This window comes from Kribbella lupini (assembly GCF_039529595.1).
GTDB classification, from domain to species: domain Bacteria; phylum Actinomycetota; class Actinomycetes; order Propionibacteriales; family Kribbellaceae; genus Kribbella; species Kribbella lupini.
Map to the genome: position 1 here is coordinate 307,622 of NZ_BAAANC010000001.1, position 21,742 is coordinate 329,363.

The 21,742-nt window shown below is 69.9% G+C and carries 22 protein-coding genes; 16 read left to right on the forward strand and 6 right to left on the reverse strand.

Annotation, left to right across the window (positions count from 1 at the left end):
- Position 1: 1 nt before the first annotated feature.
- A complete protein-coding gene (locus ABD235_RS01475; protein WP_344168068.1) occupies positions 2 to 685 on the forward strand; it encodes an HAD family hydrolase in 684 nt (227 codons plus the stop codon).
- Here the strand turns inward: ABD235_RS01475 and ABD235_RS01480 are convergent.
- The 4 genes from ABD235_RS01480 to ABD235_RS01495 form a co-directional block, all read right to left on the reverse strand.
- A complete protein-coding gene (locus ABD235_RS01480) occupies positions 622 to 1,014 on the reverse strand; it encodes a Fur family transcriptional regulator (protein ID WP_344168071.1) in 393 nt (130 codons plus the stop codon). The two genes, ABD235_RS01475 and ABD235_RS01480, sit on opposite strands and share 64 nt — an antisense overlap.
- Before the next feature lie 126 nt (positions 1,015 to 1,140).
- Entirely contained in the window at positions 1,141 to 2,154 is a 1,014-nt protein-coding gene (locus tag ABD235_RS01485; RefSeq protein WP_344168074.1) for a metal ABC transporter permease, read from the reverse strand.
- Positions 2,142 to 2,900, reverse strand: a complete 759-nt coding sequence (locus ABD235_RS01490) for a metal ABC transporter ATP-binding protein (protein ID WP_344168077.1) — start codon at positions 2,898 to 2,900, stop codon at positions 2,142 to 2,144. Before ABD235_RS01490 ends, ABD235_RS01485 begins: the two co-directional genes overlap by 13 nt.
- Complete coding sequence (locus ABD235_RS01495) at positions 2,897 to 3,871, reverse strand: metal ABC transporter substrate-binding protein (protein ID WP_344168080.1); 975 nt, start codon at positions 3,869 to 3,871, stop codon at positions 2,897 to 2,899. The genes ABD235_RS01490 and ABD235_RS01495 overlap by 4 nt, the downstream gene beginning before the upstream one ends.
- A gap of 52 nt (positions 3,872 to 3,923) precedes the next feature.
- Here ABD235_RS01495 and ABD235_RS01500 point away from each other — a divergent pair, with 52 nt between their 5' ends.
- From ABD235_RS01500 to ABD235_RS01535, 8 genes are all read left to right on the forward strand, one after another.
- Complete coding sequence (locus ABD235_RS01500; protein WP_344168082.1) at positions 3,924 to 5,294, forward strand: YibE/F family protein; 1,371 nt, start codon at positions 3,924 to 3,926, stop codon at positions 5,292 to 5,294.
- Between the two features lie 186 nt (positions 5,295 to 5,480).
- Positions 5,481 to 6,716, forward strand: coding sequence for an inositol-3-phosphate synthase (locus ABD235_RS01505; protein ID WP_344168085.1), 1,236 nt, complete (start codon positions 5,481 to 5,483; stop codon positions 6,714 to 6,716).
- Positions 6,710 to 7,594: an SCO3242 family prenyltransferase gene (locus ABD235_RS01510; protein WP_344168088.1), complete on the forward strand. Its 885-nt coding sequence runs from the start codon at positions 6,710 to 6,712 to the stop codon at positions 7,592 to 7,594. Before ABD235_RS01505 ends, ABD235_RS01510 begins: the two co-directional genes overlap by 7 nt.
- The gene (locus ABD235_RS01515; protein WP_344168091.1) at positions 7,591 to 8,409 is read left to right on the forward strand and encodes a sugar phosphate isomerase/epimerase family protein; all 819 of its coding nucleotides are present in this window, start codon (positions 7,591 to 7,593) and stop codon (positions 8,407 to 8,409) included. The genes ABD235_RS01510 and ABD235_RS01515 overlap by 4 nt, the downstream gene beginning before the upstream one ends.
- Entirely contained in the window at positions 8,406 to 8,969 is a 564-nt protein-coding gene (locus ABD235_RS01520; protein ID WP_344168094.1) for an EboA domain-containing protein, read from the forward strand. The genes ABD235_RS01515 and ABD235_RS01520 overlap by 4 nt, the downstream gene beginning before the upstream one ends.
- 1 nt (position 8,970) lies before the next feature.
- Positions 8,971 to 9,822 carry a TatD family hydrolase gene (locus ABD235_RS01525; RefSeq protein WP_344168097.1) on the forward strand — a complete coding sequence of 284 codons (852 nt, stop codon included), beginning with the start codon at positions 8,971 to 8,973 and terminating at the stop codon, positions 9,820 to 9,822.
- Complete coding sequence (gene eboE / locus ABD235_RS01530) at positions 9,819 to 10,967, forward strand: metabolite traffic protein EboE (protein WP_344168100.1); 1,149 nt, start codon at positions 9,819 to 9,821, stop codon at positions 10,965 to 10,967. Before ABD235_RS01525 ends, eboE begins: the two co-directional genes overlap by 4 nt.
- Complete coding sequence (locus tag ABD235_RS01535) at positions 10,964 to 12,334, forward strand: alkaline phosphatase family protein (RefSeq protein WP_344168103.1); 1,371 nt, start codon at positions 10,964 to 10,966, stop codon at positions 12,332 to 12,334. The genes eboE and ABD235_RS01535 overlap by 4 nt, the downstream gene beginning before the upstream one ends.
- Here ABD235_RS01535 and ABD235_RS01540 read toward each other — a convergent pair.
- The gene (locus ABD235_RS01540) at positions 12,326 to 13,321 is read right to left on the reverse strand and encodes a LacI family DNA-binding transcriptional regulator (protein ID WP_344168106.1); all 996 of its coding nucleotides are present in this window, start codon (positions 13,319 to 13,321) and stop codon (positions 12,326 to 12,328) included. The genes ABD235_RS01535 and ABD235_RS01540 overlap by 9 nt on opposite strands.
- A 293-nt stretch (positions 13,322 to 13,614) precedes the next feature.
- On the opposite strand from ABD235_RS01540, the gene ABD235_RS01545 reads away from it, so the two are divergent.
- The 3 genes from ABD235_RS01545 (at position 13,615) to ABD235_RS01555 (ending at position 17,334) form a co-directional block, all read left to right on the forward strand.
- Positions 13,615 to 15,360 (forward strand): discoidin domain-containing protein, encoded by a 1,746-nt coding sequence (locus ABD235_RS01545; protein WP_344168109.1) that lies wholly within the window; start codon positions 13,615 to 13,617, stop codon positions 15,358 to 15,360.
- On the forward strand, positions 15,357 to 16,619 hold the full coding sequence (locus ABD235_RS01550; RefSeq protein ID WP_344168112.1) for a DUF1996 domain-containing protein: 1,263 nt from the start codon (positions 15,357 to 15,359) through the stop codon (positions 16,617 to 16,619). Before ABD235_RS01545 ends, ABD235_RS01550 begins: the two co-directional genes overlap by 4 nt.
- Before the next feature lie 142 nt (positions 16,620 to 16,761).
- Positions 16,762 to 17,334 (forward strand): DUF305 domain-containing protein, encoded by a 573-nt coding sequence (locus ABD235_RS01555; RefSeq protein WP_344168115.1) that lies wholly within the window; start codon positions 16,762 to 16,764, stop codon positions 17,332 to 17,334.
- 949 nt (positions 17,335 to 18,283) lie between these two features.
- Here ABD235_RS01555 and ABD235_RS01560 read toward each other — a convergent pair.
- Positions 18,284 to 18,778 (reverse strand): hypothetical protein, encoded by a 495-nt coding sequence (locus tag ABD235_RS01560; RefSeq protein ID WP_344168118.1) that lies wholly within the window; start codon positions 18,776 to 18,778, stop codon positions 18,284 to 18,286.
- Between the two features lie 78 nt (positions 18,779 to 18,856).
- On the opposite strand from ABD235_RS01560, the gene ABD235_RS01565 reads away from it, so the two are divergent.
- The 4 genes from ABD235_RS01565 to ABD235_RS01580 all read left to right on the forward strand — a co-directional run bounded on the left by ABD235_RS01565 (position 18,857) and on the right by ABD235_RS01580 (position 21,740).
- Positions 18,857 to 19,165, forward strand: coding sequence for a DUF6703 family protein (locus ABD235_RS01565; protein WP_344168121.1), 309 nt, complete (start codon positions 18,857 to 18,859; stop codon positions 19,163 to 19,165).
- A 107-nt stretch (positions 19,166 to 19,272) separates the two neighbouring features.
- Entirely contained in the window at positions 19,273 to 19,581 is a 309-nt protein-coding gene (locus ABD235_RS01570) for an antibiotic biosynthesis monooxygenase family protein (RefSeq protein ID WP_344168124.1), read from the forward strand.
- Between the two features lie 90 nt (positions 19,582 to 19,671).
- Positions 19,672 to 21,057, forward strand: a complete 1,386-nt coding sequence (locus tag ABD235_RS01575; RefSeq protein ID WP_344168127.1) for a glycine--tRNA ligase — start codon at positions 19,672 to 19,674, stop codon at positions 21,055 to 21,057.
- Positions 21,058 to 21,059: 2 nt separating this feature from the next.
- Positions 21,060 to 21,740 (forward strand): hypothetical protein, encoded by a 681-nt coding sequence (locus ABD235_RS01580; protein WP_344168130.1) that lies wholly within the window; start codon positions 21,060 to 21,062, stop codon positions 21,738 to 21,740.
- Positions 21,741 to 21,742: the final 2 nt, after the last annotated feature.

The following is a 21,742-nucleotide window of genomic DNA, read 5'->3' on the forward strand; positions in this document are numbered from 1 at the left end:
GGTGCGCCGGTTCGTCGTACTGGATGCCATGGGCGTGCTCTACCGACACGGCAACGTCGTCGCCGGGTTGCTCATCCCGTACCTGCGCGCCCACGGCTGCACCGCCACCGAACCGGAGATCCGCGAGACCTACCGCAGATGCACCCTCGGCGAGATCTCGACTCACCAGCTGTGGAGCAGCCTCGGCGTCGCAGCCACCGCCAACGACGCCGGCTATTGCGCCCAGCACCAGCTCAACCCCGGCGCCCGAGAAGCCCTCGAGCAACTCCACCAAGCCGGCATCACTCCGCTGGTCCTCACCAACGATGCCGCCGCGTGGTCCCGGATTCTCCGCACGCGGTTCGACTTGTACGCCGAACGCTGGTACGTCAGCTCCGAGATCGGCGCGCGCAAACCATCCCCTGAAGCCTTCCGGGCCGTGCGGTCTCACCCCGGTCTGGACCCTGCTGAGACCGTCCTCGTCGACGACCGGCCGACCAACCTGATCGCGGCCAGGCGGCCGGTTTCCGTCCGCTGGTTTTCCCCAGCGAGGACACCGCCGTCAACCAGGTCGAGGGGTTCAGCCCGCCGTCAGTCCGCAGTATGCGGGAGCTGGCAGCTCAGCTCCTCTGACCAGGAAGCTCAGGTTTTCTGGCAGTCGGCGCAGGTGCCGAAGATCTCCAGGGTGTGGCTGATGTCGGCGTAGCCGTGCTCGGCGGCGACCTTGTCGGCCCAGCGTTCGACGGCGGGGCCTTCGACCTCGACGGTGCGGCCGCAGTTGCGGCAGACCAGGTGGTGGTGGTGGCCCTTCGAGCAGCGGCGGTAGGCGGTTTCGCCGTCGGCGGTGCGCAGGACGTCGACCTCGCGGGAGTCGGCCAGGGCCTGCAGGGTGCGGTAGACCGTGGTCAGGCCGACAGCCTCACCGGAGGTCCGGAGCTCCTGGTGGATCTCCTGGGCTGTCCGGAAGTCGTCCAGGTTGTCCAGCACCGACGCCACCGCCGCGCGCTGGCGGGTGGACCTCGTTCCGATCGCCACCGTTCCTCCTGTCATCAGACCACCGATTCTGCCCGGCAGCTCGCCATTCTCGCAGACGCTCCCAACTCGGTCCTCGCCAAGCCAGTCACCGCCAAGCCGGTCACCGCCGGCTCCGTCCCAGCCATGTCAGTGCTCGTCCCAGTGGTCACCGTGCGCCGCGTGCAGGTGCCCGTCGTGCACGTAGTCGACGTGGTCGCCGTGCTCGACCTTCGGGTGCCCGCACTTCTGGCCGTGAGCGTGCGCGTGCTCGTCGGTGACCACGTGCGGCTCGGGACCCGGTACCCCGACCTCGGGCTCTTCATCAGGCAGCGGCGCCTGGACGGCACGCCGCCGGCGAACCAACGCCCCGGCAGCAGCCGCAACGACGAAGCACGCGAGGGCCAGTACGACGATCGTCGCGCCCGGCGCCACGTTCGCGTTGTACGACGTGATGATGCCCGCGAGACACACCAGTACGCCGATCCCGCAGGCCGTCACGAACGTCGACCGGAACGACCGCGTGATCTGCTGAGCGGTCGCCACCGGCACCACCATCAGCGCACTGACCAGCAGCAGCCCGACGGTCCGCATCGCGACCGTCACGGTCACCGCGGCCATCACCGCGATCAGCAGGTTGAGCACCTGCACGCGCAGCCCGGTGACCCGCGCGAACTCCTCGTCCTGGCAGACCGCGAACAGCTGCGGCCCGAGGCCGATCGCGACGACCAGTACGACGACCGCCAGCCCGACCACGTAGTACAGGTCGGACGGGGAGACGGTCGTCAGCGAGCCGAACAGGTACGTGTTCAGCGTCGCGGCGCCCTGACCGGCCAGGCCGATCAGCAGCACACCACCCGCGATCCCGCCGTAGAAGAGCAACGACAGCGCGACGTCCCCGCTGGTCTTCCCGCGCGCCCGGATCAGCTCGATCGCGCTCGCGCCGACCACCGCGACCAGGATCGCGGTCAGCACCGGCGCGGTCCCGGTGAGCAGCCCGAGCGCGACGCCGGTGATCGCGATGTGCCCGATCCCGTCGCCCATCAGCGCCAGCCGGCGCTGCACCAGGTACGTCCCGATCGCCGGTGCGGACAGGCCGGTCAGCAGCCCGGCGATCAGCGCCCGCTGCATGAATTCCAGCTGGAAGAGGGTCACGACAACCATCCGGGCTCGGAGTCCACGACGTGCGGGTGGACGTGGGCGTGCGTTTGTGAGGCGTGCGGCGGGCCGTCGTACACGACGCGGCCGCGGCGGAGCACGATCGAGCGGTCGATCAGCGCGTCCATCGGGCCGAGCTCGTGGCTGACCATCACCACGGTCGTGCCGCGGGCGACGCGTTCGCGGATCGCCTCGGCGAAGATGTCCTGGCTGGCCAGGTCGACACCGGCGGTCGGCTCGTCGAGCACGAGCAGCTCCGGGTCGGTCACCAGCGCGCGGGCGATCAGCACTCGTTGCTGCTGGCCCCCGGACAGCTCGGCGACGGCGTCCTTGCGCCGGTCGGCCATGTCGACCAGCTCGAGCGACTCGTCCACGGCGGCCTTCTGCGCGGCCGACAACGGCCGGAAGAACCGCCGCTTCGACAGCAGCCCGGACGACACGACCTCGTGCACGGTCGCCGGTACGCCGCCGGCCGCGGTGATCCGCTGCGGCACGTACCCGATCCGGCTCCACTGGCGGAACCGCGGTACCGGCGTACCGAACAGCCGGACCTCGCCGCGGGCGGCCGGGAGCAGTCCGACCATCGTGCGGACCAGCGTGGACTTGCCGGAGCCGTTGGTGCCCAGTACGGCGACGACCTCGCCCGGGCGGACCTGCAGGTCGATCCCGCGCAGCACGAGACGACCGCCCAGGTCGACCGAGAGATCGGCGACCTGGACGGCCTTCGGGGTTTCAGGTGCGGAGGCTGTCACGCGCAGCTGTTCGCCTTCCGGAGCTCCTGCAGGTTCTCCCGCATCAGCGAGAGGTAGGTCTCCTGAGAGTTCGCGTCCGACAGCCCCTCGATCGGGCTGAGGACCGCGGTCTTGACGTGGACGTCGCGGGCGATCGACTCGGCCACCTTCGGGCTGACGAGCTCCTCGTAGAAGATCGTGGTGACGTGCCGGCTGCGCACGATGTCCTGGACCTCCCTGATCCGCTGGGGGGTCGGCTCGGCATCCGGGGTGAATCCGGCGATTCCGACCATCTGCAGACCGTACCGCTTCGCCAGGTACGCGAACGCCTCGTGGCTGGTCACGAACGTCTTGAGCTTGCAGGACTCCAGCCCCGTCTTGAAGTCGGAGTCGAGCTTGTTCACCTCGCCGAGCAGCGTCTTGGCGCGCTCCTGGTACCCGTCGGCGTGGGCCGCGTCGACCTCGACGAGCTTGTCGGTGACCGCCTGGACGACGCCCGCGTAGCGGACCGGGTCGAGCCAGAAGTGCGGGTCGAGCGCGTCCTCGGTGAACGCCGCCGGCTTGACGGTCCCGTTCGGGGTGGCGGCGCCGCCCTCCTCGTGCTCCTCGAAGTTCGCGCCGGTGGCCTCCAGCTGCGCGGCCGGGGCGACGTCGAAGCCGGAGCTCTTGGCGTTCTGCTCGACGGCCTCGTCGACGGCGGGCTGCAGGCCCTTCTCGTAGACGACCAGCTTCGCCTCGGCGATCGTGCCGACCTGCTTCGGCGTGAGCTCCAGGTCGTGCGGCTCGACGCCCGGCGCGGTCAGCGTGGTCACGTTCACCGCGTCGCCCCCCACCGACTTGGCGATGAACTCGAGCGGGTAGAACGATGTGACCACGTCGAGTTTGTCCCCGCTGCCGCCGGAGCCGTCGGCAGCGTTGCCGCCGCAGCCTGCGAGAGTGAGCAGGGTCAGGGCGGCGAGGCCGGCGATCACAGGACGACGACTAGATCTCATGACAATCATTTTCATTTAATCGGAACTGGTTGTCAAAACAGGGAGTGGACGGATGGCCAGGCGGACGGTCGGGCGCAGGCGGGCCGGCAACAAACCCAACCGGCGCCGCCGGATCGAAATTCCCCGTGGTTCCGGCCATGGGCACGGTCATGGGCACGGTCACGGCGGCGGGTGGGGCGACGAGCACGTGGTCGACACCACGGTCGTGGACCGGGATGCGGTGGTGGCCCGCCGGGTCCGCGTGGTGGTCGCGGCGCTGCTGATCCCGCTGATCGCGGCGGCGATCATCGCGATGGTGGTGATGTGGCCGGGCGGCGACGTGGTGGTCGAGTCGGCCAAGTCCAGCGGTGCCGGCGGCACGGTCGTCAAGCTCGTGCCGTGCCCGGAGAGCCCGGCCGACTGCGACCAGGCGACGGTCCGGATCGACTCGGGCAAGACCGACGTCGGCGCCGAGGCGCCGATCGAGGTCCCGAAGGGCGCGCAGACGACGATCCCGGTCAAGGTCGGCGACAAGGTCCTGCTCGGCGTCAACGGCAAAGCCCCGCTCGCCGAGCGGTACGAGTACGTCGACCACGACCGCGGCCGTCCGCTGCTGATCCTGGCGGTGATCTTCGCCGTCGCGGTCGTCGTCCTGTCGCGCTGGCGCGGCCTCGCGGCGCTCGGTGCGCTCGGCGTCACGGCGGTCACGCTGACCCAGTTCATCCTGCCCGCCATCCTCAAGGGGTCGAACCCGCTGCTCGTGGCGGTGGTCGGCGGCTCGGTGATCATGGTGATCGCCCTCTACCTGACGCACGGCATCAACGCGCAGTCGTCGGTCGCCCTGGCCGGCACGATCGCGGCGCTCGGCCTGACGGCGTTCCTGGGCTGGGCGTTCGTGAAGTTCTGCGACCTGTCGGGGATCGCGTCCGACGGCGCGTCGGCGCTCAAGGCGTACGTGCCGGACATCGACCTGGCCGGGTTGCTCGTGGCCGGGATCGTGATCGGCGCGCTCGGTGTGCTGGATGACGTGACGGTCACCCAGGCGAGCGCGGTCTGGGAGTTGTCGGCGGCCAATCCCGCGGCGGGTCGCGCCGCCTTGTTCGGCGCTGGGCTGCGGATCGGCCGGGCGCACGTCGCCTCGGTGGTGAACACGCTCGTCCTCGCGTATGCCGGGGCTGCGCTGCCGATCCTGATGGTGTTCGCGATCAGCGGGACGCAGTCGAACTACCTGATCTCGACCGAGCAGGTGGCGATCGAAGTCGTCCGAGGTCTGGTCGGCAGCCTGGGAATCATCGCGGCCGTCCCGTTGACCACCGCGCTGGCCGCGATGGCCGTTGCCGACCGGTCGCGGGATCTGGTCGCGACCGAGGTCGAGCACCTCGGGCCAGAGCCGGAGGGCGCTGGTTCTGAGCGTGACGGCGGGGGTTCCCGGGCCGGGTTCTGACGTCGGACATGCCGGTCGAGTGGCGGATCTGACGGAGTCGTGTTCTTGCTCTGATCGCGGCCTGATCTTTCGGAATTCCGTCCGGCAGTCTCTTCCGTCGCGCGCGATGCCGATCTAGAGTTCCGATCTGTCACGGACTGTCCGCCCAAGACTACCTTCCGTGGCAGCGAGCCTGAGGAGCCGCGGATGCATCGACGCGTGGGTGTGTGGTTGTTCGGGGCAAGGGGTTCGGTCGCGACCACGACCGTCGCCGGAGCGGCCGCACTGGCCCACGGCGCCCCGCCCGCCGGAGTCGTCACCGAGCAGCCGGCCTTCGCCGGCGCCGGGCTGACCCCGATCGATCGGCTGGTGTTCGGCGGGCACGACCCGTCCGAGACGCCGCTGAGCAAACAGGTGGAGCGGCTCGTTGCCGGAGGCGTCCTTCCACCCGGGCTGGACGGCCTGATCGCCGCGGAGCTGGCCGAGACCGAGCGGAACCTGGTGGTCCTCCCGGTCGCCGACACGCAGGACGAGCTGGTCCGCCGGATGGCCGAGGACATCCGCGCCTTCCGGCTGCGCAACGACCTGGAGCACGTCGTCGCGATCAACGTCGCGTCGACCGAGCCGCCTGCCAACGTCGGGTACGCCAACCTCGCGGAACTGCGGGAGGCGCTGAAAGCCAGCCGGGTCCGCAGCGGGCAGGCGAGCCGGGAGGTGAGCGGGCAGGCGGGACCGCAGGGGAGCGGCGGGGCGGGGCCGGAGGGGAGCGGCGGGGCGGGGCCGGAGGGGAGCGGCGGGGCACTGCCGGCGAGCTCGCTGGCGGCGCTGGCTGCGTTCGAGGCCGGCGCGGCGTACGTGGACTTCACGCCGTCGACGTCGATCCGGCCGCAGGTGGTGCGGGACTGGGCGGTCGAGCGGGGACTGCCGTACGGCGGGCAGGACGCGAAGACGGGGGAGACCCTGGTGAAGAGCGTGCTCGCGCCGATGTTCACCGCTCGCGCGCTGCCGGTGCACGCCTGGTCGGGCACGAACCTGCTCGGCGGCGGTGACGGCGCGACGCTGGCCGACCCGCGCGCGGCCGAGTCGAAGAGCGTGTCCAAGGAGCGCGTACTGACCGAGCTGCTCGGCGGTGAGGTGCCTGGCGAGGTGCACATCGACTACGTGGATCCGCTCGGCGACTGGAAGACCGCCTGGGACCACGTGATGTTCTCCGGGTTCCTCGGCGTACGGATGACGCTGCAGTTCACCTGGCAGGGCTGTGACTCGGCTCTGGCCGCTCCGCTCGTGCTCGACCTGGCCCGGCTTTCCGCACTGGCGCTGGAGCGTGGCCATGTCGGGGCGATGCCGTTCCTGGGCTTCTACTTCAAGGACCCGATCGAGTCGACCGAGCACGCGCTCACCAGGCAGTACGACGAGCTGGTGCGTTGGGTGCAGGAATGCTGAAGGACCTGGTGGAACTCGTCCGAGCTCCTGCCGCGCTGACCGTACCGGGCGACGTACTGGCTGGTGCTGTGGCTGCCGGGGACCTGAGGCCGGGCCGGATGGCCGGACTGTCAGCTGCGTCGGTGTGCATCTACTGGGCCGGCATGGCGCTCAACGACTGGGCCGACCGGGAGGTCGACGCTGTCGAGCGCCCTGAGCGACCCATCCCGTCCGGCCGGGTGCCCGCCGGTACGGCGCTCGGCCTGGCGGCAGGACTCACCGCGGCCGGGCTGGCGCTGGCCGGCCGAGCCGGAGGTCGCTCCGCCCTCGCGACCTCGGCTGTGCTGGCCGCTACCGCGTGGAGCTACGACCTGAAGGCCAAGAACACGCCGGCCGGTCCGGTGTTCATGGCAGCGGCCCGCGCGCTCGACGTACTGGTCGGTGCCGGAGACCAGCGCAGGCGTGCGTGGGCTCCGGCGCTGGCTGTCGGGACGCACATCCTCGGAGTGACGGCGATGTCGCGGGGCGAGGTGCACGGCAGTACGCCGTTGCCGGCCCGCGGTGCGCTGGCCGCGACCTCGGCAATCACCGCGGCGACGCTGGGCGGACCGGTACGTCGGGCTGCGGCCTCGCCGACGGGCGCGTGGGCGCCTGCCGGCCTCGCCGCGACGGCTGTGTTGACCGGACTGTTCGCGCAGGCCGTCGGCCCGGCGCAGGTAGCTGCTGCTCAGGAGCCGTCAGGGCCGAAGCTGCGGCAGGCGGTTGGGGCGGGTATCCACGGACTGGTCCCGCTGCAGGCAGCCTGGTGCGCCCGGGCCGGCGCACCCAAGCTCGGGGCCGCACTGGCCGTGGCATTGCCGCTCGCCAAGGCGCTCGCGCGGAAGGTGTCCCCGACATGAGGCTCGGCTACGGCACCAACGGGTTCGCCAACCATCGGCTGCCCGAGGCGCTCACGGTCATCGCCGACCTCGGGTACGAAGGCGTCGCGCTGACGCTCGACCACAACCACCTCGACCCGTTCGGCCCGGACCTGAAGGAGCGGACGGCCGAGGTCGGCCGGCTGCTGCAACGCGCCGGGCTCGCGGTGGTGATCGAGACCGGCGCCCGCTACGTGCTCGATCCGTACCGCAAGCACGAGCCGACGCTGCTGCACACCGACGGCGCCGAGTGGCGGTTGGCGCTGCTGGAACGCGCGGTGGACGTCGCGGCGGATCTCGGCGCGGAGGCGGTGTCGTTCTGGTCCGGCGTACTGCCTGCCGACGTGCCGGCCGAGGTGGGCTGGGAGCGGCTGGTCAACAGTTGCCGGCAGCTCGCCGCGTACGCCGCCGATCGAGGCGTCGCGCTCGGCATGGAGCCGGAACCCGGGATGCTGCTCGACGATCTCGCCGGGTTTCTCAAGCTGCGGGCGGAGGTCAGCACGCTCGGGCTGACGCTCGACATCGGCCACCTGGTCTGCAACGAGCCGAAACCACCGGACGAGTGCATCCGGCTCGGCGCGCCGTACCTGGTGAACGTGCAGATCGACGACATGCGCCGGGGCGTGCACGAGCACCTGGAGTTCGGTACCGGCGAGGTGGACTTTGCCCAGGTCTTCAAGGCGCTGAAGGAAGTCGAGTACGCCGGGCTGGTGGCCGTCGAGCTGCCGAGGCACTCGCACGCGGCCCCGAAGATTGCCGCCGAGTCGATCGCCTTCCTCCGGAAGGCGGCAAGGTGAAGCCCGGCGAGGTGCAGCGGCCGGGGACGACCGCGGCGCTGGGCGTCGACGTGTCGGCGTTCGCCGGCCGGCCGCTGGCCGAAGTCTTCCCCGCGATCACCCGGACCGTCGGTAAAGGGGCCCTGGGCAACGGGTGGTCGGCCGACGAGGCGGCCCGCGCAAAACTCCTCGCGCAGGCGTCGGCGGCCGAGATCGCGGAGCTTTATCGCTACGGCGACACGACCGAGAAGCTCGCAATCCTCAAGGCCCTCGAGCTGGAGGACGTCGAGCAGGCGGTCGGCGCGCAGGGAACAGCCCTGCTCGAGGACGCGATCCGGACCAACGACCAGCGGCTGCTCGCGACCGCGCTCGGACCGTACGCGACCCGGCACCTGAACACCGAGGCGTTCCGGCAGGCCGTCCTCAAGTGCGTGTTCGCCGGCGTACCGCTGGCGGCCGTGCACGGGCTGCCGGCGCGTGCCGACGACGAACTGCGACGGATGATGGCCGACTTCGCGGCCGAGCGGCGCGCGGCCGGCCGGTCCGTCCCGCTGGATCTTCAGCCCTATCTGGAGGGGTGACATGCGCATCTTCGACCCGCACATCCACATGACCTCGCGCACCACCGACGACTACGCGGCGATGGCCGCGCACGGCGTCCGGGCGCTGGTGGAACCGGCGTTCTGGCTCGGTCAGCCGCGGACCAGCGTCGGCTCGTTCGTCGACTACTTCGACGCGCTGATCGGCTGGGAGCCGTTCCGCGCGTCGCAGTTCGGCATCCGGCACCACTGCACGATCGCCCTGAACCCCAAGGAGGCCAACGATCCGCGCTGCCGCGAGGTCCTCGACGTGCTGCCGCGGTACCTGGCCAAGGACGGTGTCGTCGCGGTCGGCGAGGTCGGCTACGACTCGATGACGCCGGAGGAGGACGAGGTCTTCGCCGCCCAGCTCGAGCTGGCGAAACGATTCGAGCTCCCGGTCCTCGTGCACACCCCGCACCGCGACAAGGCCGCCGGTACGACGCGAACGCTCGACGTCGTCCGCGAGTCCGGCGTACCGGCCGAGCTGGTCGTCGTCGACCACCTGAACGAGGTGACGGTCAAGGAGGTCGCCGACTCGGGCTGCTGGATGGGTTTCTCGATCTACCCCGACACGAAGATGGACCCGGACCGGATGGTCGTCATCCTGCAGCAGTTCGGCACCGAGCGGATCCTGGTGAACTCCGCCGCCGACTGGGGCACGTCCGATCCGCTGCGCACGTACGCGACCGGGCAGGCGATGCTCGCGGCCGGCTTCACCGAGGACGACGTCGACCAGGTGCTCTGGCGCAACCCGGTCGCGTTCTACGGCCAGTCCGGGCGGCTCGACCTGAGCGACGCCGCGGCCGAGGACACGTTCGCCGGCAACTCGATCCTGAGGGGAGCCCGGTCATGAGGTTCCGGCACGCCGACGGCTCACTCGTCCACCTCGCGTACTGCACGAACGTCCACCCGGCCGAGGATCTGGAAGGCGTGATCGCCCAGCTCGACGGCTGCTCGTCGCTGGTCCGCAAGGAGCTCGACGTCCGGGTCCTCGGCGTCGGCCTCTGGCTCGCGCACTCGCTCGCCGACCGGCTCGCCAAGTCCACGGTCGCTCTCAACCGCCTCCGGCGTGCCCTCGACCGCAACGGGCTCGAAGTCGTGACGCTGAACGGCTTCCCGTACGCCGGGTTCCACGACCGCGTCGTCGGCAAGAAGGTCTACACGCCCGACTGGACCGAGCCCGAGCGGCTGCGCTACACCCTCGACCTGATCGACGTGCTGGCCAAGCTGATGCCGCGCGACGCGGCGTACGGGTCGATCTCGACGCTGCCGCTGGCCTGGCGCACCCCGTGGTCGAAGGAGCGGGACGCGGCCGCGCGCCAGGCGTTCGACCGGATCCAGGTCCGGCTCGCGCAGGTCGAGACGAACACCGGGCGGCGCATCCGCGTCGCCGTCGAACCCGAACCGGGCTGCATCCTCGAGATGGTCCCGCAGGCGACCCACTGGCTCACCCCGTACGCCGGTCCGGCGCGGATCGGGCTCTGCCTCGACACCTGCCACCTGGCGGTCCAGTTCGAGGACCCGGCTGATTCGTTCGCGACGATGGCCGCGGCGGGAGTCGAGGTGGTGAAGAGTCAGGTGTCGGCGGCGCTGCATGTTCCCGATCCCGGGGACGCGGAGGCGCGACGGTTGCTCGAGGAGTTCGCCGAGCCGAAGTTCCTGCACCAGACGCGCGAGTGGGGTGGTCCGGGAGTCGACAACCTCGACGAAGTCGACCAGCTGTCCGGACGTGCGGCGTGGCGGGTCCACTTCCACGTCCCGGTGCACGCCCAGCCACGGCCGCCCCTGACCAGTACGACCGGCGTACTGGAGGACTGTCTCCAGCATCTCGTCGGCGGTGAGCATCCGCTGACGCAGCACCTGGAGTCGGAGACGTACACCTGGTCGGTGCTGCCCGACGGACCGACGAACCAGCAGGAGCTGGCCGAAGGCATCGCCGCCGAGCTCGCCTGGTTGCGCGACCGCATCACCGGACTCGGGTTGGAGGAGGTCAAATGACCAAGCAGGTGGTCGTTCTGGACGTGGTCGGCCTGACACCTCGGCTGCTGCGCAAGATGCCGCGGCTGCGGTCGTTGCCGTTGGCCAAGACTCTGGAAACCGTCCTGCCGGCCGTGACGTGCTCCGCGCAGGCGACGTTCCTGACGGGGGAGATGCCTTCAGAACATGGTGTGGTCGGCAACGGTTGGTACTTCCGGGAGCTCGGCGAGGTGTTCCTCTGGCGGCAGCACAACCGGCTGGTGCAGGGGGACAAGGTCTGGGACGTGGCGCGGCGCAGCAACCCGGCGTACAAGGTCGCGAACGTCTGCTGGTGGTACGCGATGGGCGCGGAGACCGACCTGCTGGTCGCGCCGCGGCCGATCTACTACGCCGACGGGCGGAAGGCGCCGGACTGCTACACGCGGCCGGTCGAGCTGCACGACCGGCTGACGGCGAAGCTCGGTGACTTCCCGTTGTTCAACTACTGGGGCCCGACCGCCGGGATCAAGTCGAGCCGGTGGATCGTTGCCGCATCGCGGCAGATCCTTGCCGAGGACAACCCGGACCTGCTGCTGACCTACGTGCCGCACCTGGACTACGACTTGCAGCGGTACGGCGCGTCGTCGGTGCAGGCGACCCGGGCCGCGATCGAGCTGGACGCCGTCCTGGCGCCGCTGCTGGACGACGCCGAGGCGCGGGGTGCGACGGTGATCGTGCTGTCGGAGTACGGGATCACGGACGTCGCGCGACCGGTGGACGTCAACCGGGTCCTGCGGGCCGAGGGGCTGCTGGAGGTGCACACGCAAGACGGGATGGAGTACCTGGATCCGTGGACCTCGCGGGCGTTCGCGGTGGCGGATCACCAGGTGGCGCACGTGTACGTGAAGGACCCGGCCGACGTCGATGCTGTCGGCAAGCTGCTCGCCGGGGTGAACGGCGTCGCCGATGTGCTGGATGCCGAGGGCAAGAAGCGGTACGGGCTGGACCACGAGCGAGCTGGTGAACTGGTGATCGTCGCCGAGCCGGATGCGTGGTTCACGTACTACTACTGGCTGGACGACGCGCGGGCGCCGGACTTCGCGCGCGGGGTGGAGATCCATCGCAAACCCGGCTACGACCCGGCCGAGTTGTTCTTCGATCCGGCGGATCGGTTCGTGAAGCCGCGGGCGGCGTCGTACCTGGTGAAGAAGAAGCTCGGGTTCAGGTACGCGATGCAGGTGGTGCCGCTGGATCCGTCGATCGTGCGTGGTTCGCACGGGCGGCTGCCGGCGTCGCCCGAGGACGGGCCGGTGTTCCTGAGCAGCGATCCGACGCTGGTGGAAGGCGAGGGCCCGATCCCGGCGACCGCCGTACGCGACCTGCTGTTGAGGGCGGCAGCTCTAGGCTGACTCGCGGACCACGATCTCGGTCGGCAGGGTGACCGAGTCGGCGCTGCCGTGGGCGATCAGGTCGAGCAGGAGGCGCGTGGTCTGCGCCGCCTGCTCACCCATCGGGCTGCGCACGGTGGTCAGCGCTGGTGCGGTGTAGAGCGCGGCCTCGATGTCGTCGAAACCGATCACCGCGACGTCTTCGGGCACCCGCCGGCCGGCCTCGCGCAACGTGCGCAGGGCACCGATCGCCATCAGGTCGTTGGCCGCGAAGACCGCGTCCAGCTGCGGATCGTCGGCCAGCAGCTGCCGCATCGCGTCGGCTCCGGAGATCCGCGTGAAGTCGCCGAGGGCAACGATCGAGCGCCGCCCGGTGTCCTTCAAGGTCTCCCGGTACGCCGTCAAGCGATCCTGCGCCGCGGTCATGTCCAGCGGCCCGGAGATAGTCGCGATCCGCTGCCGACCCTGGTCGAGCAGGTGCTGGACGGCCTTGGTCGCGCCGCCGAGATTGTCGTTGTCGACCCACGGCATCAGTCCCGGCGTCGCCAGCCGACCGTGCGACACGATCGGCAGCCCGGTCCGCGCGAGTACGGCGGGCAGCGGGTCAGCGCCGTCCATCGACACCAGCATCGCGCCGTCGACGTGCCCGGCGGCCAGGTACTGCTCGACCCGCCGGCGGCTCTCGTCGGACCCGGCCAGGACGAGCGAGACCTGCTTGCCCGCGGCCTCCAGAGCGCGGCTCGCGGCCCGGACGACCATCGCGAACATCGGGTCGTCGGAGGCCAGGCCCTCGGGCGGATCGGAGACGATGATCGCGATCGTGTTCGTCTTCTGGGTGACCAGGTTGCGGGCGGCGCCGTTCGGCACGTAGCCGAGCTCGGTGACCGCGGCCATCACGATCTGCCGGATCTCCGGCGCGACGGTCGGCTCGCCGTTGATCACCCGGGACACGCTCGACTTGGACACGCCGGCCCGGGCCGCGACCGCGTGCAGCGTCGGTCGTCTCACGGGCACCCCCTCGGCAACGGGGAACGTTCCCCGAGACGAGCATCCCGGTGCTTCCAGAACGTTGTCAAGCAAAACGCGACTGCGCAAAGGTCATGGGGCCTCCCGGTCTGGACTGAGGAGGGAGGGAGCGCAGCGACTGACCGACGAGGGAAGACCGGGAGACCAAGCCCCATGACCACGCGGCGCCGGAGGCGACGCCAAATAGCACCGAAGTCTTGACACCGTTCCCTGAGCAGGCAACTCTCAGACTCGGGGAACGTTCCCCGACCTCCTGCCCGCCCCTGGAGATGCCCATGCGTTTGTCCCGTAGATCGTCGCGTCCCAAAGCCGTCAGAGCCGCTGCCGTGGTCGCCGTCGCGGCCGGCTTCGTCGCCGCTCTGCTGGTCGCACCGCCCGCCGAGGCCGCCGACCCGCTGCTGTCCCAAGGCAAGACCGCCACCGCGTCGTCCTCAGAGAACGTCGCCTTCCCCGCCTCCGCCGCCGTCGACGGCGATCCCGGTACCCGCTGGTCGAGCGCGTTCGGCGACCCGCAGTGGCTCCAGGTCGACCTCGGCCAGACCGCCACCATCAGCCAGGTCGCGCTCAGCTGGGAGGCGGCGTACTCGACCGGCTTCCGGCTGGAGACCTCGACCGACGGCACCAACTGGTCGTCGATCTACAGCACCACGACCGGTGCCGGAGGCAACCAAACCCTGAACGTCAGCGGCAGCGGCCGCTACGTCCGGCTGCTCAGCACGGCCCGCGCCACCCAGTGGGGTGTGTCGCTGTGGGAGTTCAAGGTGTTCGGGACCACTGGTGGTGGTCCCGGCCCCGGTCCGGGCAGCAAGCTGCTGTCGTACGGCAAGACCGGTGCGGCCTCGACCCAGCAGCACGACGCGAACTGCTGGGAGTGCACGCCGGCCCGCGCGTTCGACCTCGACCCGGCCAGCCGCTGGGCCACCGCGACCGACTCCGGCTGGGTCGACCCGGGCTGGATCTCGGTCGACCTCGGCGCCACCGCGCAGATCGACAAGGTGATCCTGCAGTGGGATCCCGCCTCCGCCAAGGCCTACCAGATCCAGGTCTCGAACGACGGGAACAGCTGGACGCCGATCTACACCACGGCCGCCGGTCCCGGCTTCAAGGAGACGCTGAACATCACCGGCACCGGCCGCTACGTCCGGATGTACGGCACGCAGCGCAACACGCCGTACGGGTACTCGCTGTGGGAGTTCCAGGTCTACGGCACCGGCGGCGCACCGAACACGCCGCCGGCCCCGCCGGCCGACCCGGCGAACCCGCCGCAGCTGATCTGGTCCGACGAGTTCAACGGCGCCGCCGGCAGCAAGCCGGACGCCGCCAAGTGGACGATCGATCCCGGCACCGGCCCGAACAACGAGCTCGAGTACTACACGAACAACAACAACGCCTCGATGGACGGCAACGGCAACCTGGTGATGGAGGCCCGCAAGGAGGCCACCGCGGGCTCCAGCTGCCCGATCGACCCGCTGACCGGTAGCGGCACCTGCCAGTACACGTCGCACCGGATGAACACCGGTGGGAAGTTCACGACGACGTACGGCAAGATCGAGGCCCGCGTGAAGATCCCGAAGGGCGCGGGCCTGTGGCCGGCGTTCTGGATGATGGGTGCGGACTTCCTGACCGGCAGGCCCTGGCCGTACAACGGCGAGATCGACATCCTCGAGGTGCTCGGCAAGGACGTGAAGACGGCGTACTCGACCGTGCACGCGCCGGCCTACAACGGCGGCGGCGGGATCGGCGGTTCGTACGGGCTGCCGAACGGCGCCGACTTCTCCGACGACTTCCACACCTGGGCCGCCAGCTGGGACAGCAAGGGCATCGTCTACACGCTCGACGGGCGGACGGTCTTCACGCTCGACAAGGCCCAGGTCGAGGCGACCCGCGGGCCGTGGATCTTCGACCACCCGTTCTACATCATCCTCAACCTCGCCGTCGGCGGTGACTGGCCCGGTCCGCCGAACGCCAGTACGCCGTTCCCGGCGCGGATGCTGGTCGACTACGTGCGGGTGTACAAGTGATCGCCCGGCGCGGTCTCCGGCTCGGCCTGGTCGCTGTCGGGCTGCTGGCGCTGCTCGGTGCGTACTTGGTCTCGACGAGTCGTCCCGCCTCAGCCGCGGAAACGCTGCTGTCGCAGGGCCGGCCGGTCGTCGCGTCCTCGGTGGAGAGCGGCGCCTTCCCGGCCGCTGCCGCCGTCGACGGTGACGGCGGGACGCGCTGGGCGTCGAGCTTCGCGGACAACCAGTGGCTGTACGTCGACCTCGGGTCGAGCCAGACCTTCAACCGGGTCGTGCTGAAGTGGGAGGCGGCGTACGCGCGCGGCTTCGTCGTACAGACGTCTGGTGATGCCGCTTCTTGGGCGACGGTGCACACGACGACCGCTGGGACCGGCGGCGAGCAGAACCTGACCGTGACCGGCACCGGCCGGTACGTGCGGGTGCTGATCACCCAGCGGGCCACCCAGTGGGGTGCGTCGCTGTTCGAGTTCCAGGTGTACGGCGGGACGCCGGCCGGCGGTCCGATCGTGCGGGTCGCCGAGTTCCTCGCGGACTGCCCGTACACGCACCGGCTGCCCGACGACCCGATCGTGTTCCCGAACATGCCCGGGGCGTCGCACATGCACAGCTTCTTCGGTGCGACCGTGACGAACGCGAACACGACCGTGGACGACCTGGTGAACTCGCCGACGTCGTGCAACCCGGCCGAGGACAAGTCGTCGTACTGGGTGCCGACGCTGTACGTCAACAACCAGCCGGTCGAACCGACCGGGACGACGTTCTACTACCTGGGCGAGGGGGTCCGGGACGACGTGATCGCGCGGACCCAGCCGCTGCCGTTCGGGCTGCGGATCGTGGCCGGCAACGCGAAGGCGACCGGGCCCGGTGACAACACGATCTCGCGCTGGTCCTGCCTGCACGCCGGTGACGCCGGCGCGGGGCACGACTTCATCAACTGCCCGGCCGGGTCGATGCTGGAGTCGTACCTGGACTTCCCGCAGTGCTGGAACGGGCGCGACCTCGACTCACCGGACCACAAGAGCCACATGTCGTACCCGGTGAACGGCGACTGCCCGGCGACCCACCCGGTGCCGGTGCCGAAGCTGCGGCAGGTGCTGCGGTACCCGGTCAACGGTCCGACGGCCGGCTTCCGGCTGGCGTCCGGTGGTGGGTTCACGATGCACGGCGACTTCTTCAACGCCTGGCCGGTGGCGGAGATGGCGCGGCGCGTCAACGACTGCATCCGGCCGATCATCAAGTGCGGGGCCAACGGGCACCCGTAACCCTTCGACTGCCGGGCGGGTCTCCCCGTCCCAGGGACCCGCCCGGCCGCTTTCCGCAAGGAACTTTCCTTACCCTCTGTACGTCGACTGTCGCCGTCTGTACCCTCACCACAACCGCCCCGCTGTTCCCCAGGAGCTCTCCATGAAGGCTCTCGCCTGCGTCGCCCTGCTCGCCGCTCTGACCGGTTGTGGATCGTCCGTCGCCGCGTCACCGCCTGGGCCTTCTGCCGGTACGCCGTCGGCGACCGAGACGGTGTGGAAGATCGACCCGTCCTTCAACTCCACGGACCTGGCCTGGATCGAACTGATGATCCCGATGGACGACCAGTTGCTCCGAGTCCTCGACCTAGGCCAGAAGCAGGCCTCGACGCCCGCCCTCCGCGCCTTCGCCGCGCAACTGTCGACCGGTCACCGCGCGGAGGTCACCCGCTTGACCGCCCTCCGTACGACGTCCGGCCTCCCGGTCCGCAATCCCCACGAGGGCCACGACATGCCCGGCATGATGACCGAGCCGGAGATCGAAACCCTCACCCAGTCGACCGGCGGCTCGTTCGACCAGTCCTTCAAGAAGAACCTGAAGGAGCACCTGGACCAGACCATCATCCTGGCCCGCAGCAGCACCAGCGCCGGCAAGTCCCCGGAAACGAAAAAGCTCGCCGCAAGCATCCAAACCAGCCGCGCTGCTCAGCTCAAACAGCTGGCCGCGATCAGCTGAGGAACATCCCACGCGCGGCCCTCCGCTCGCTATCGCTCGCTGCGTGCCGTGCTCCCGCCCACCCGTTGCGAACGTGTGCGGGCTATCGCCGCCGGTGCGCGTGCTGTCGCCCGCTTCAAGCGAAAGCAGGTGGATGTGGGGAGCAAGCGGTCGGATGCCTGCAGGTGTTCAGCCGGACACCGCTCGAGTCCTCTCGCGCTCCTCGGATTGAAGGCAGGCGGGACCAAGCGGCCCCGGTCTCATGCTCGCTCGGGCCAACCTGTTCCGCCCGGTGAGCCGATCAATCGCCCGATCGCAGGCGTAGGCCCCGGTGCTCTCGCCTGCCTCGGCGTCCCCCGCAACGGACGAGAAGTAGCCAGCGGGCGCTGCCCGGCCCAGGCGTGAGCGATCGCGCGCTTGGTGTCCAGCTCGGACTGGCGCTGCGACTGGTTACCGCCGTCACCCGGCGCGCGGTCGCCGAACCGGTTCAAGCCGGGCTGCCGATCTGCCGGGTGGCGGCGCAGCCGGGCGCACACATGCTCGTACACGTTGCCGGGCCCCTGGCGGGGTTTGACGGCCAGCAACTCCCGCCGAGGCGTTCCGCCCGGCTGCGCAGGCCCAATCTCACGGAACACCAGCCGATGCGTCGCCTTCTCCTGCGGATCCGCACGCACGTATGCGGTGACGCAGTCCCGCAGATCCCCCTTGCCCGGTTCGAAGCCGAGTGGGTGATGACCGTCGCTCTCCCCCTCACGGAGTTGGTCGACCGTCCGCACGACTTCACGTCGCAGCCTCGCCAGGCGACCGCTCGGGTCGCGCCGGGCCGCCGCACTCAACCGCTGCAGATCGACTCTGAAGCTCTGCCCCAGAACCACCTCGTACGACGCAGAGCCGGAACGAGACGGGATCAGCCGCTCGACCTGGTCGTCCACGACTCAGGTCCGGCCGCCGAGCGCACCGCAGCACACCCTCACGACTGCTCCCGCTCGCGCCGGATCTGCGCGAGATCCTCGACCGCTTCGGGCCCCATGAGCTCGGCGATCTCGTCCATGGTCATCGGCACGCTGCCGGGCAACGGCTCAGTCGCGTACGTGCGCTGCGTCGGATCGTCCACGACCCCGGCCGGCGGCTCGTCGTCTCCGCGCAGCTTGCGGTAGTCGGCCGTCGACACAAGGACAGCCTCCGGTTCGCCGTGGTCGCCCCAGACGACCGGTGCTGCCGACCCCGCGCGCAGTTCAGCGATCAGACCGGGCAGTCGCGCGGCAAGGGCGCCCGGCTCGACGACCTCGTCGCCGACGGAGAACTTCGCCTCGCCGCCGAGGTCCTCGAACTCGTCGTACGTCAGCACGACCGCCTCCGGTACGCCGTCGCCGACGCTGAAGGCACGGGTCTGGCCGCCGCGGAACCTGGCCAGGACGGCGGACAGGTCGGTGGCGAAGCTTGGCACGGGAAGCAGGTCGGTCATGCAAGAAAAGGTATCCGGGACCGCTGGAGTGGGGGCTGAGTTTTCCACAGGAGTGGGGAGTACTGGAACAATGGGGAAATGAGTTCCTCCAGCAGTCAGCCGGTGAGTTCCCTTCGGCAGCGGGTGACGAAGGCCAGCTACCCGTTCGTCGCGAAGCTGCACGCGATGCCGAAGCTGACGCTGCCTGCCATCACCTTGGTGCTGGCACTCGTCGGAGTCTTCGCTCCGGTCGCGGCGGCCGTGCCCGCGCTGATCCTGCTGGCGCTGCTGCTGAGCTGGCTCGGGTTCCTGTCCTGGCCGGTGGTGACGACCGGCCAGCGCGCGATCCGGGTGTTCTCGGTGCTGGTGATCCTGCTGTTCGCAGTTTCCCGCGTAGCCGGTAGCTGATCGGGAAGTGGACGCTTCGCCGCGGCGGAGCCTCCAATGGCCGCCGAGCGCCGGCGAGCGGAGGGCCGTACGTGGGGGAACAGCTCCAGCCCGCTTAAGGTGACCAGGTGTTTGTCGTGATCAGGTTCCGGGTGGCCGAGAGTGCTCAACGAGAGTTCAGTGAGCGGCTGGCGGCCGCGGTGGAGGTGTTGTCGCGGCAGAAGGGGTTCGTGGCGGCCCGGACCGGGCGGAATGTGGACGATCCGGAGCTGCTGGCGTTGAGCATGGAGTGGGTGAACGTCGGGAGCTACCGGCGTGCGCTGTCGCCGTACGAGGTGAAGATGGTGGCGGTGCCGTTGCTGTCGCAGGCGATCGACGAGCCGTCGGCGTACGAGGTGCTCGACGACGGCTCCGGCGGGGCGGACCTGCTGCCGTAGCAGGTACCTTGCGGATGCGACGCGGAGGACCCCGGCCCGTTAGCCTGGACCCTTCCGTTCCACCACCTGTGTCTTTACTGGAGTCGAAAAGTGCCCGTGGATACCGTCGATGCCGTCGTCAGCCTCAGCAAGCGGAGGGGCTTCGTCTACCCGTGCGGCGAGATCTACGGCGGTACCCGGTCGGCGTGGGACTACGGACCGCTCGGTGTCGAGCTGAAGAACAACGTCCGCAACCAGTGGTGGCGGGCGATGGTGACGAGCCGCGACGACGTCGTCGGCCTGGACTCCTCGGTGATCCTGCCGACCAAGGTCTGGGAGGCCTCCGGCCACCTGTCCGAGTTCGTCGACCCGCTGACCGAGTGCCAGTCCTGCCACAAGCGCTACCGCGACGACCACCTGCGGGAGGACTTCGCGCGGCGCAAGAACAAGAACGCCGACGAGGTCAAGCTCGACGAGATCGCCTGCCCGAACTGCGGCAACAAGGGCACGTTCACCGAGCCGCGGATGTTCAACGGGCTGCTGAAGACCTACCTCGGCCCGGTCGAGTCCGAGGAAGGGCTGCACTACCTGCGCCCGGAGACCGCCCAGGGCATCTTCGTCAACTTCGCCAACGTGATGGGCACGGCGCGCAAGAAGCCGCCGTTCGGCATCGCGCAGGTCGGCAAGAGCTTCCGCAACGAGATCACCCCGGGCAACTTCATCTTCCGGACCCGGGAGTTCGAGCAGATGGAGATGGAGTTCTTCGTCGCGCCGGGCTCGGACGAGGACTGGCACGAGTACTGGCTGAAGGCCCGCTGGGACTGGTACATCGGCCTCGGCCTGAACCCGGACAACATGCGCTTCTACGAGCACCCGAAGGAAAAGCTCAGCCACTACAGCAAGCGCACGGTCGACATCGAGTACAAGTTCAACTTCGGCGGCAAGGACTTCGACGAGCTCGAGGGCATCGCGAACCGGACCGACTTCGACCTGTCCACGCACAGCAAGCACTCCGGCGCCGACCTGTCGTACTTCGACCAGGAGAAGGGCGAGCGCTGGACGCCGTACGTGATCGAGCCGGCCGCCGGCCTGACCCGCAACGTGCTCGCGTTCCTGCTCGACGCCTACACCGAGGACGAGGCGCCGAACGCCAAGGGCGGGGTCGACAAGCGGACCGTGCTGCGGTTCGACCCGCGGCTCGCGCCGGTCAAGGCCGCCGTGCTGCCGCTGTCGCGCAACGCGGACCTGTCCCCGAAGGCCAAGGACCTGGCCGCCGAGCTGCGCCAGGCCTGGAACGTCGACTTCGACGACGCCGGCGCGATCGGCCGCCGCTACCGCCGCCAGGACGAGATCGGTACGCCGTACTGCATCACCGTCGACTTCGACACCCTCGAGGACCACGCGGTGACGATCCGCGAGCGCGACTCGATGAAGCAGGAGCGGGTCGCCCTGACCGAGGTCACCGGGTATCTCGCCCAGCGCCTGGTGGGTTGCTGAGCATGCGGGTCCGTAGGACGGGTGCCGCGACCTCGGCCCGCGCGATCGCGGTCGGCGCGGCCGCCGTGCTGCTGCTCGCCGGTTGCTCCGACGACCCCACACCCGAAGCGGGCGGTACGCCGTCGCCGTCCGCTCCGGCCGGATCGTCCAGCGCGCCGATCCCCACCCCCTCGACTCCGTCGCTGACCCCGTTGCCGACGCCGTCGAAGCCGTGGCCGACGCCGAAGGTGATCGGTACGCCGGACGCCGACGCCCCGCTGGCGAGCCGGATCCGCTTCGCGATCGCCAAGCAGGTCCAGGTCGCGGCCGGCCGCGCCGCGAGCACCAAGGTGACCTGCCCGGGCATCGACGACGCCGAGAAGCCGGGGTCCCACACGCTCACCTGCACGGTGAACTACGCGGGCAAGACGTTCACCGGTCAGCTCACCGTCGAGGCCAAGCAGTACAGCGCGACGTACAAGTTCACCTCGCAGTCCGTGGCGATCGTGAAGCCGAAGGTCGTCGACGCCGTGCAGCGGGCGGCGTCGGGCGCCGCGAAGGTGACCTGCACAATGGATGACGTGACCGTCGTCAAGCACACCGCGCAGGGCATCGCCTGCGACGTGACCACCGTGGAGAACGCTGTCCAGCCGTACCGCGCGCAGATCTCGGGCAACGGCCAGGTCCTGGTGGCCAAGGCGTAAGT

Bases quoted from the DNA above. Each gene is read 5' to 3' on its own strand.
- ABD235_RS01525 (WP_344168097.1), top strand. From the start codon at position 8,971: ATGCGCATCTTCGACCCGCACATCCACATGACCTCGCGCACCACCGAC.
- ABD235_RS01565 (WP_344168121.1), top strand. From the start codon at position 18,857: ATGAGTTCCTCCAGCAGTCAGCCGGTGAGTTCCCTTCGGCAGCGGGTG.
- ABD235_RS01555 (WP_344168115.1), top strand. From the start codon at position 16,762: ATGAAGGCTCTCGCCTGCGTCGCCCTGCTCGCCGCTCTGACCGGTTGT.
- ABD235_RS01545 (WP_344168109.1), top strand. From the start codon at position 13,615: ATGCGTTTGTCCCGTAGATCGTCGCGTCCCAAAGCCGTCAGAGCCGCT.
- ABD235_RS01580 (WP_344168130.1), top strand. From the start codon at position 21,060: ATGCGGGTCCGTAGGACGGGTGCCGCGACCTCGGCCCGCGCGATCGCG.
- ABD235_RS01495 (WP_344168080.1), bottom strand. From the start codon at position 3,871: ATGAGATCTAGTCGTCGTCCTGTGATCGCCGGCCTCGCCGCCCTGACC.
- ABD235_RS01505 (WP_344168085.1), top strand. From the start codon at position 5,481: ATGCATCGACGCGTGGGTGTGTGGTTGTTCGGGGCAAGGGGTTCGGTC.
- ABD235_RS01515 (WP_344168091.1), top strand. From the start codon at position 7,591: ATGAGGCTCGGCTACGGCACCAACGGGTTCGCCAACCATCGGCTGCCC.
- ABD235_RS01560 (WP_344168118.1), bottom strand. From the start codon at position 18,778: ATGACCGACCTGCTTCCCGTGCCAAGCTTCGCCACCGACCTGTCCGCC.
- eboE (WP_344168100.1), top strand. From the start codon at position 9,819: ATGAGGTTCCGGCACGCCGACGGCTCACTCGTCCACCTCGCGTACTGC.
- ABD235_RS01535 (WP_344168103.1), top strand. From the start codon at position 10,964: ATGACCAAGCAGGTGGTCGTTCTGGACGTGGTCGGCCTGACACCTCGG.
- ABD235_RS01500 (WP_344168082.1), top strand. From the start codon at position 3,924: ATGGCCAGGCGGACGGTCGGGCGCAGGCGGGCCGGCAACAAACCCAAC.
- ABD235_RS01485 (WP_344168074.1), bottom strand. From the start codon at position 2,154: ATGGTTGTCGTGACCCTCTTCCAGCTGGAATTCATGCAGCGGGCGCTG.
- ABD235_RS01510 (WP_344168088.1), top strand. From the start codon at position 6,710: ATGCTGAAGGACCTGGTGGAACTCGTCCGAGCTCCTGCCGCGCTGACC.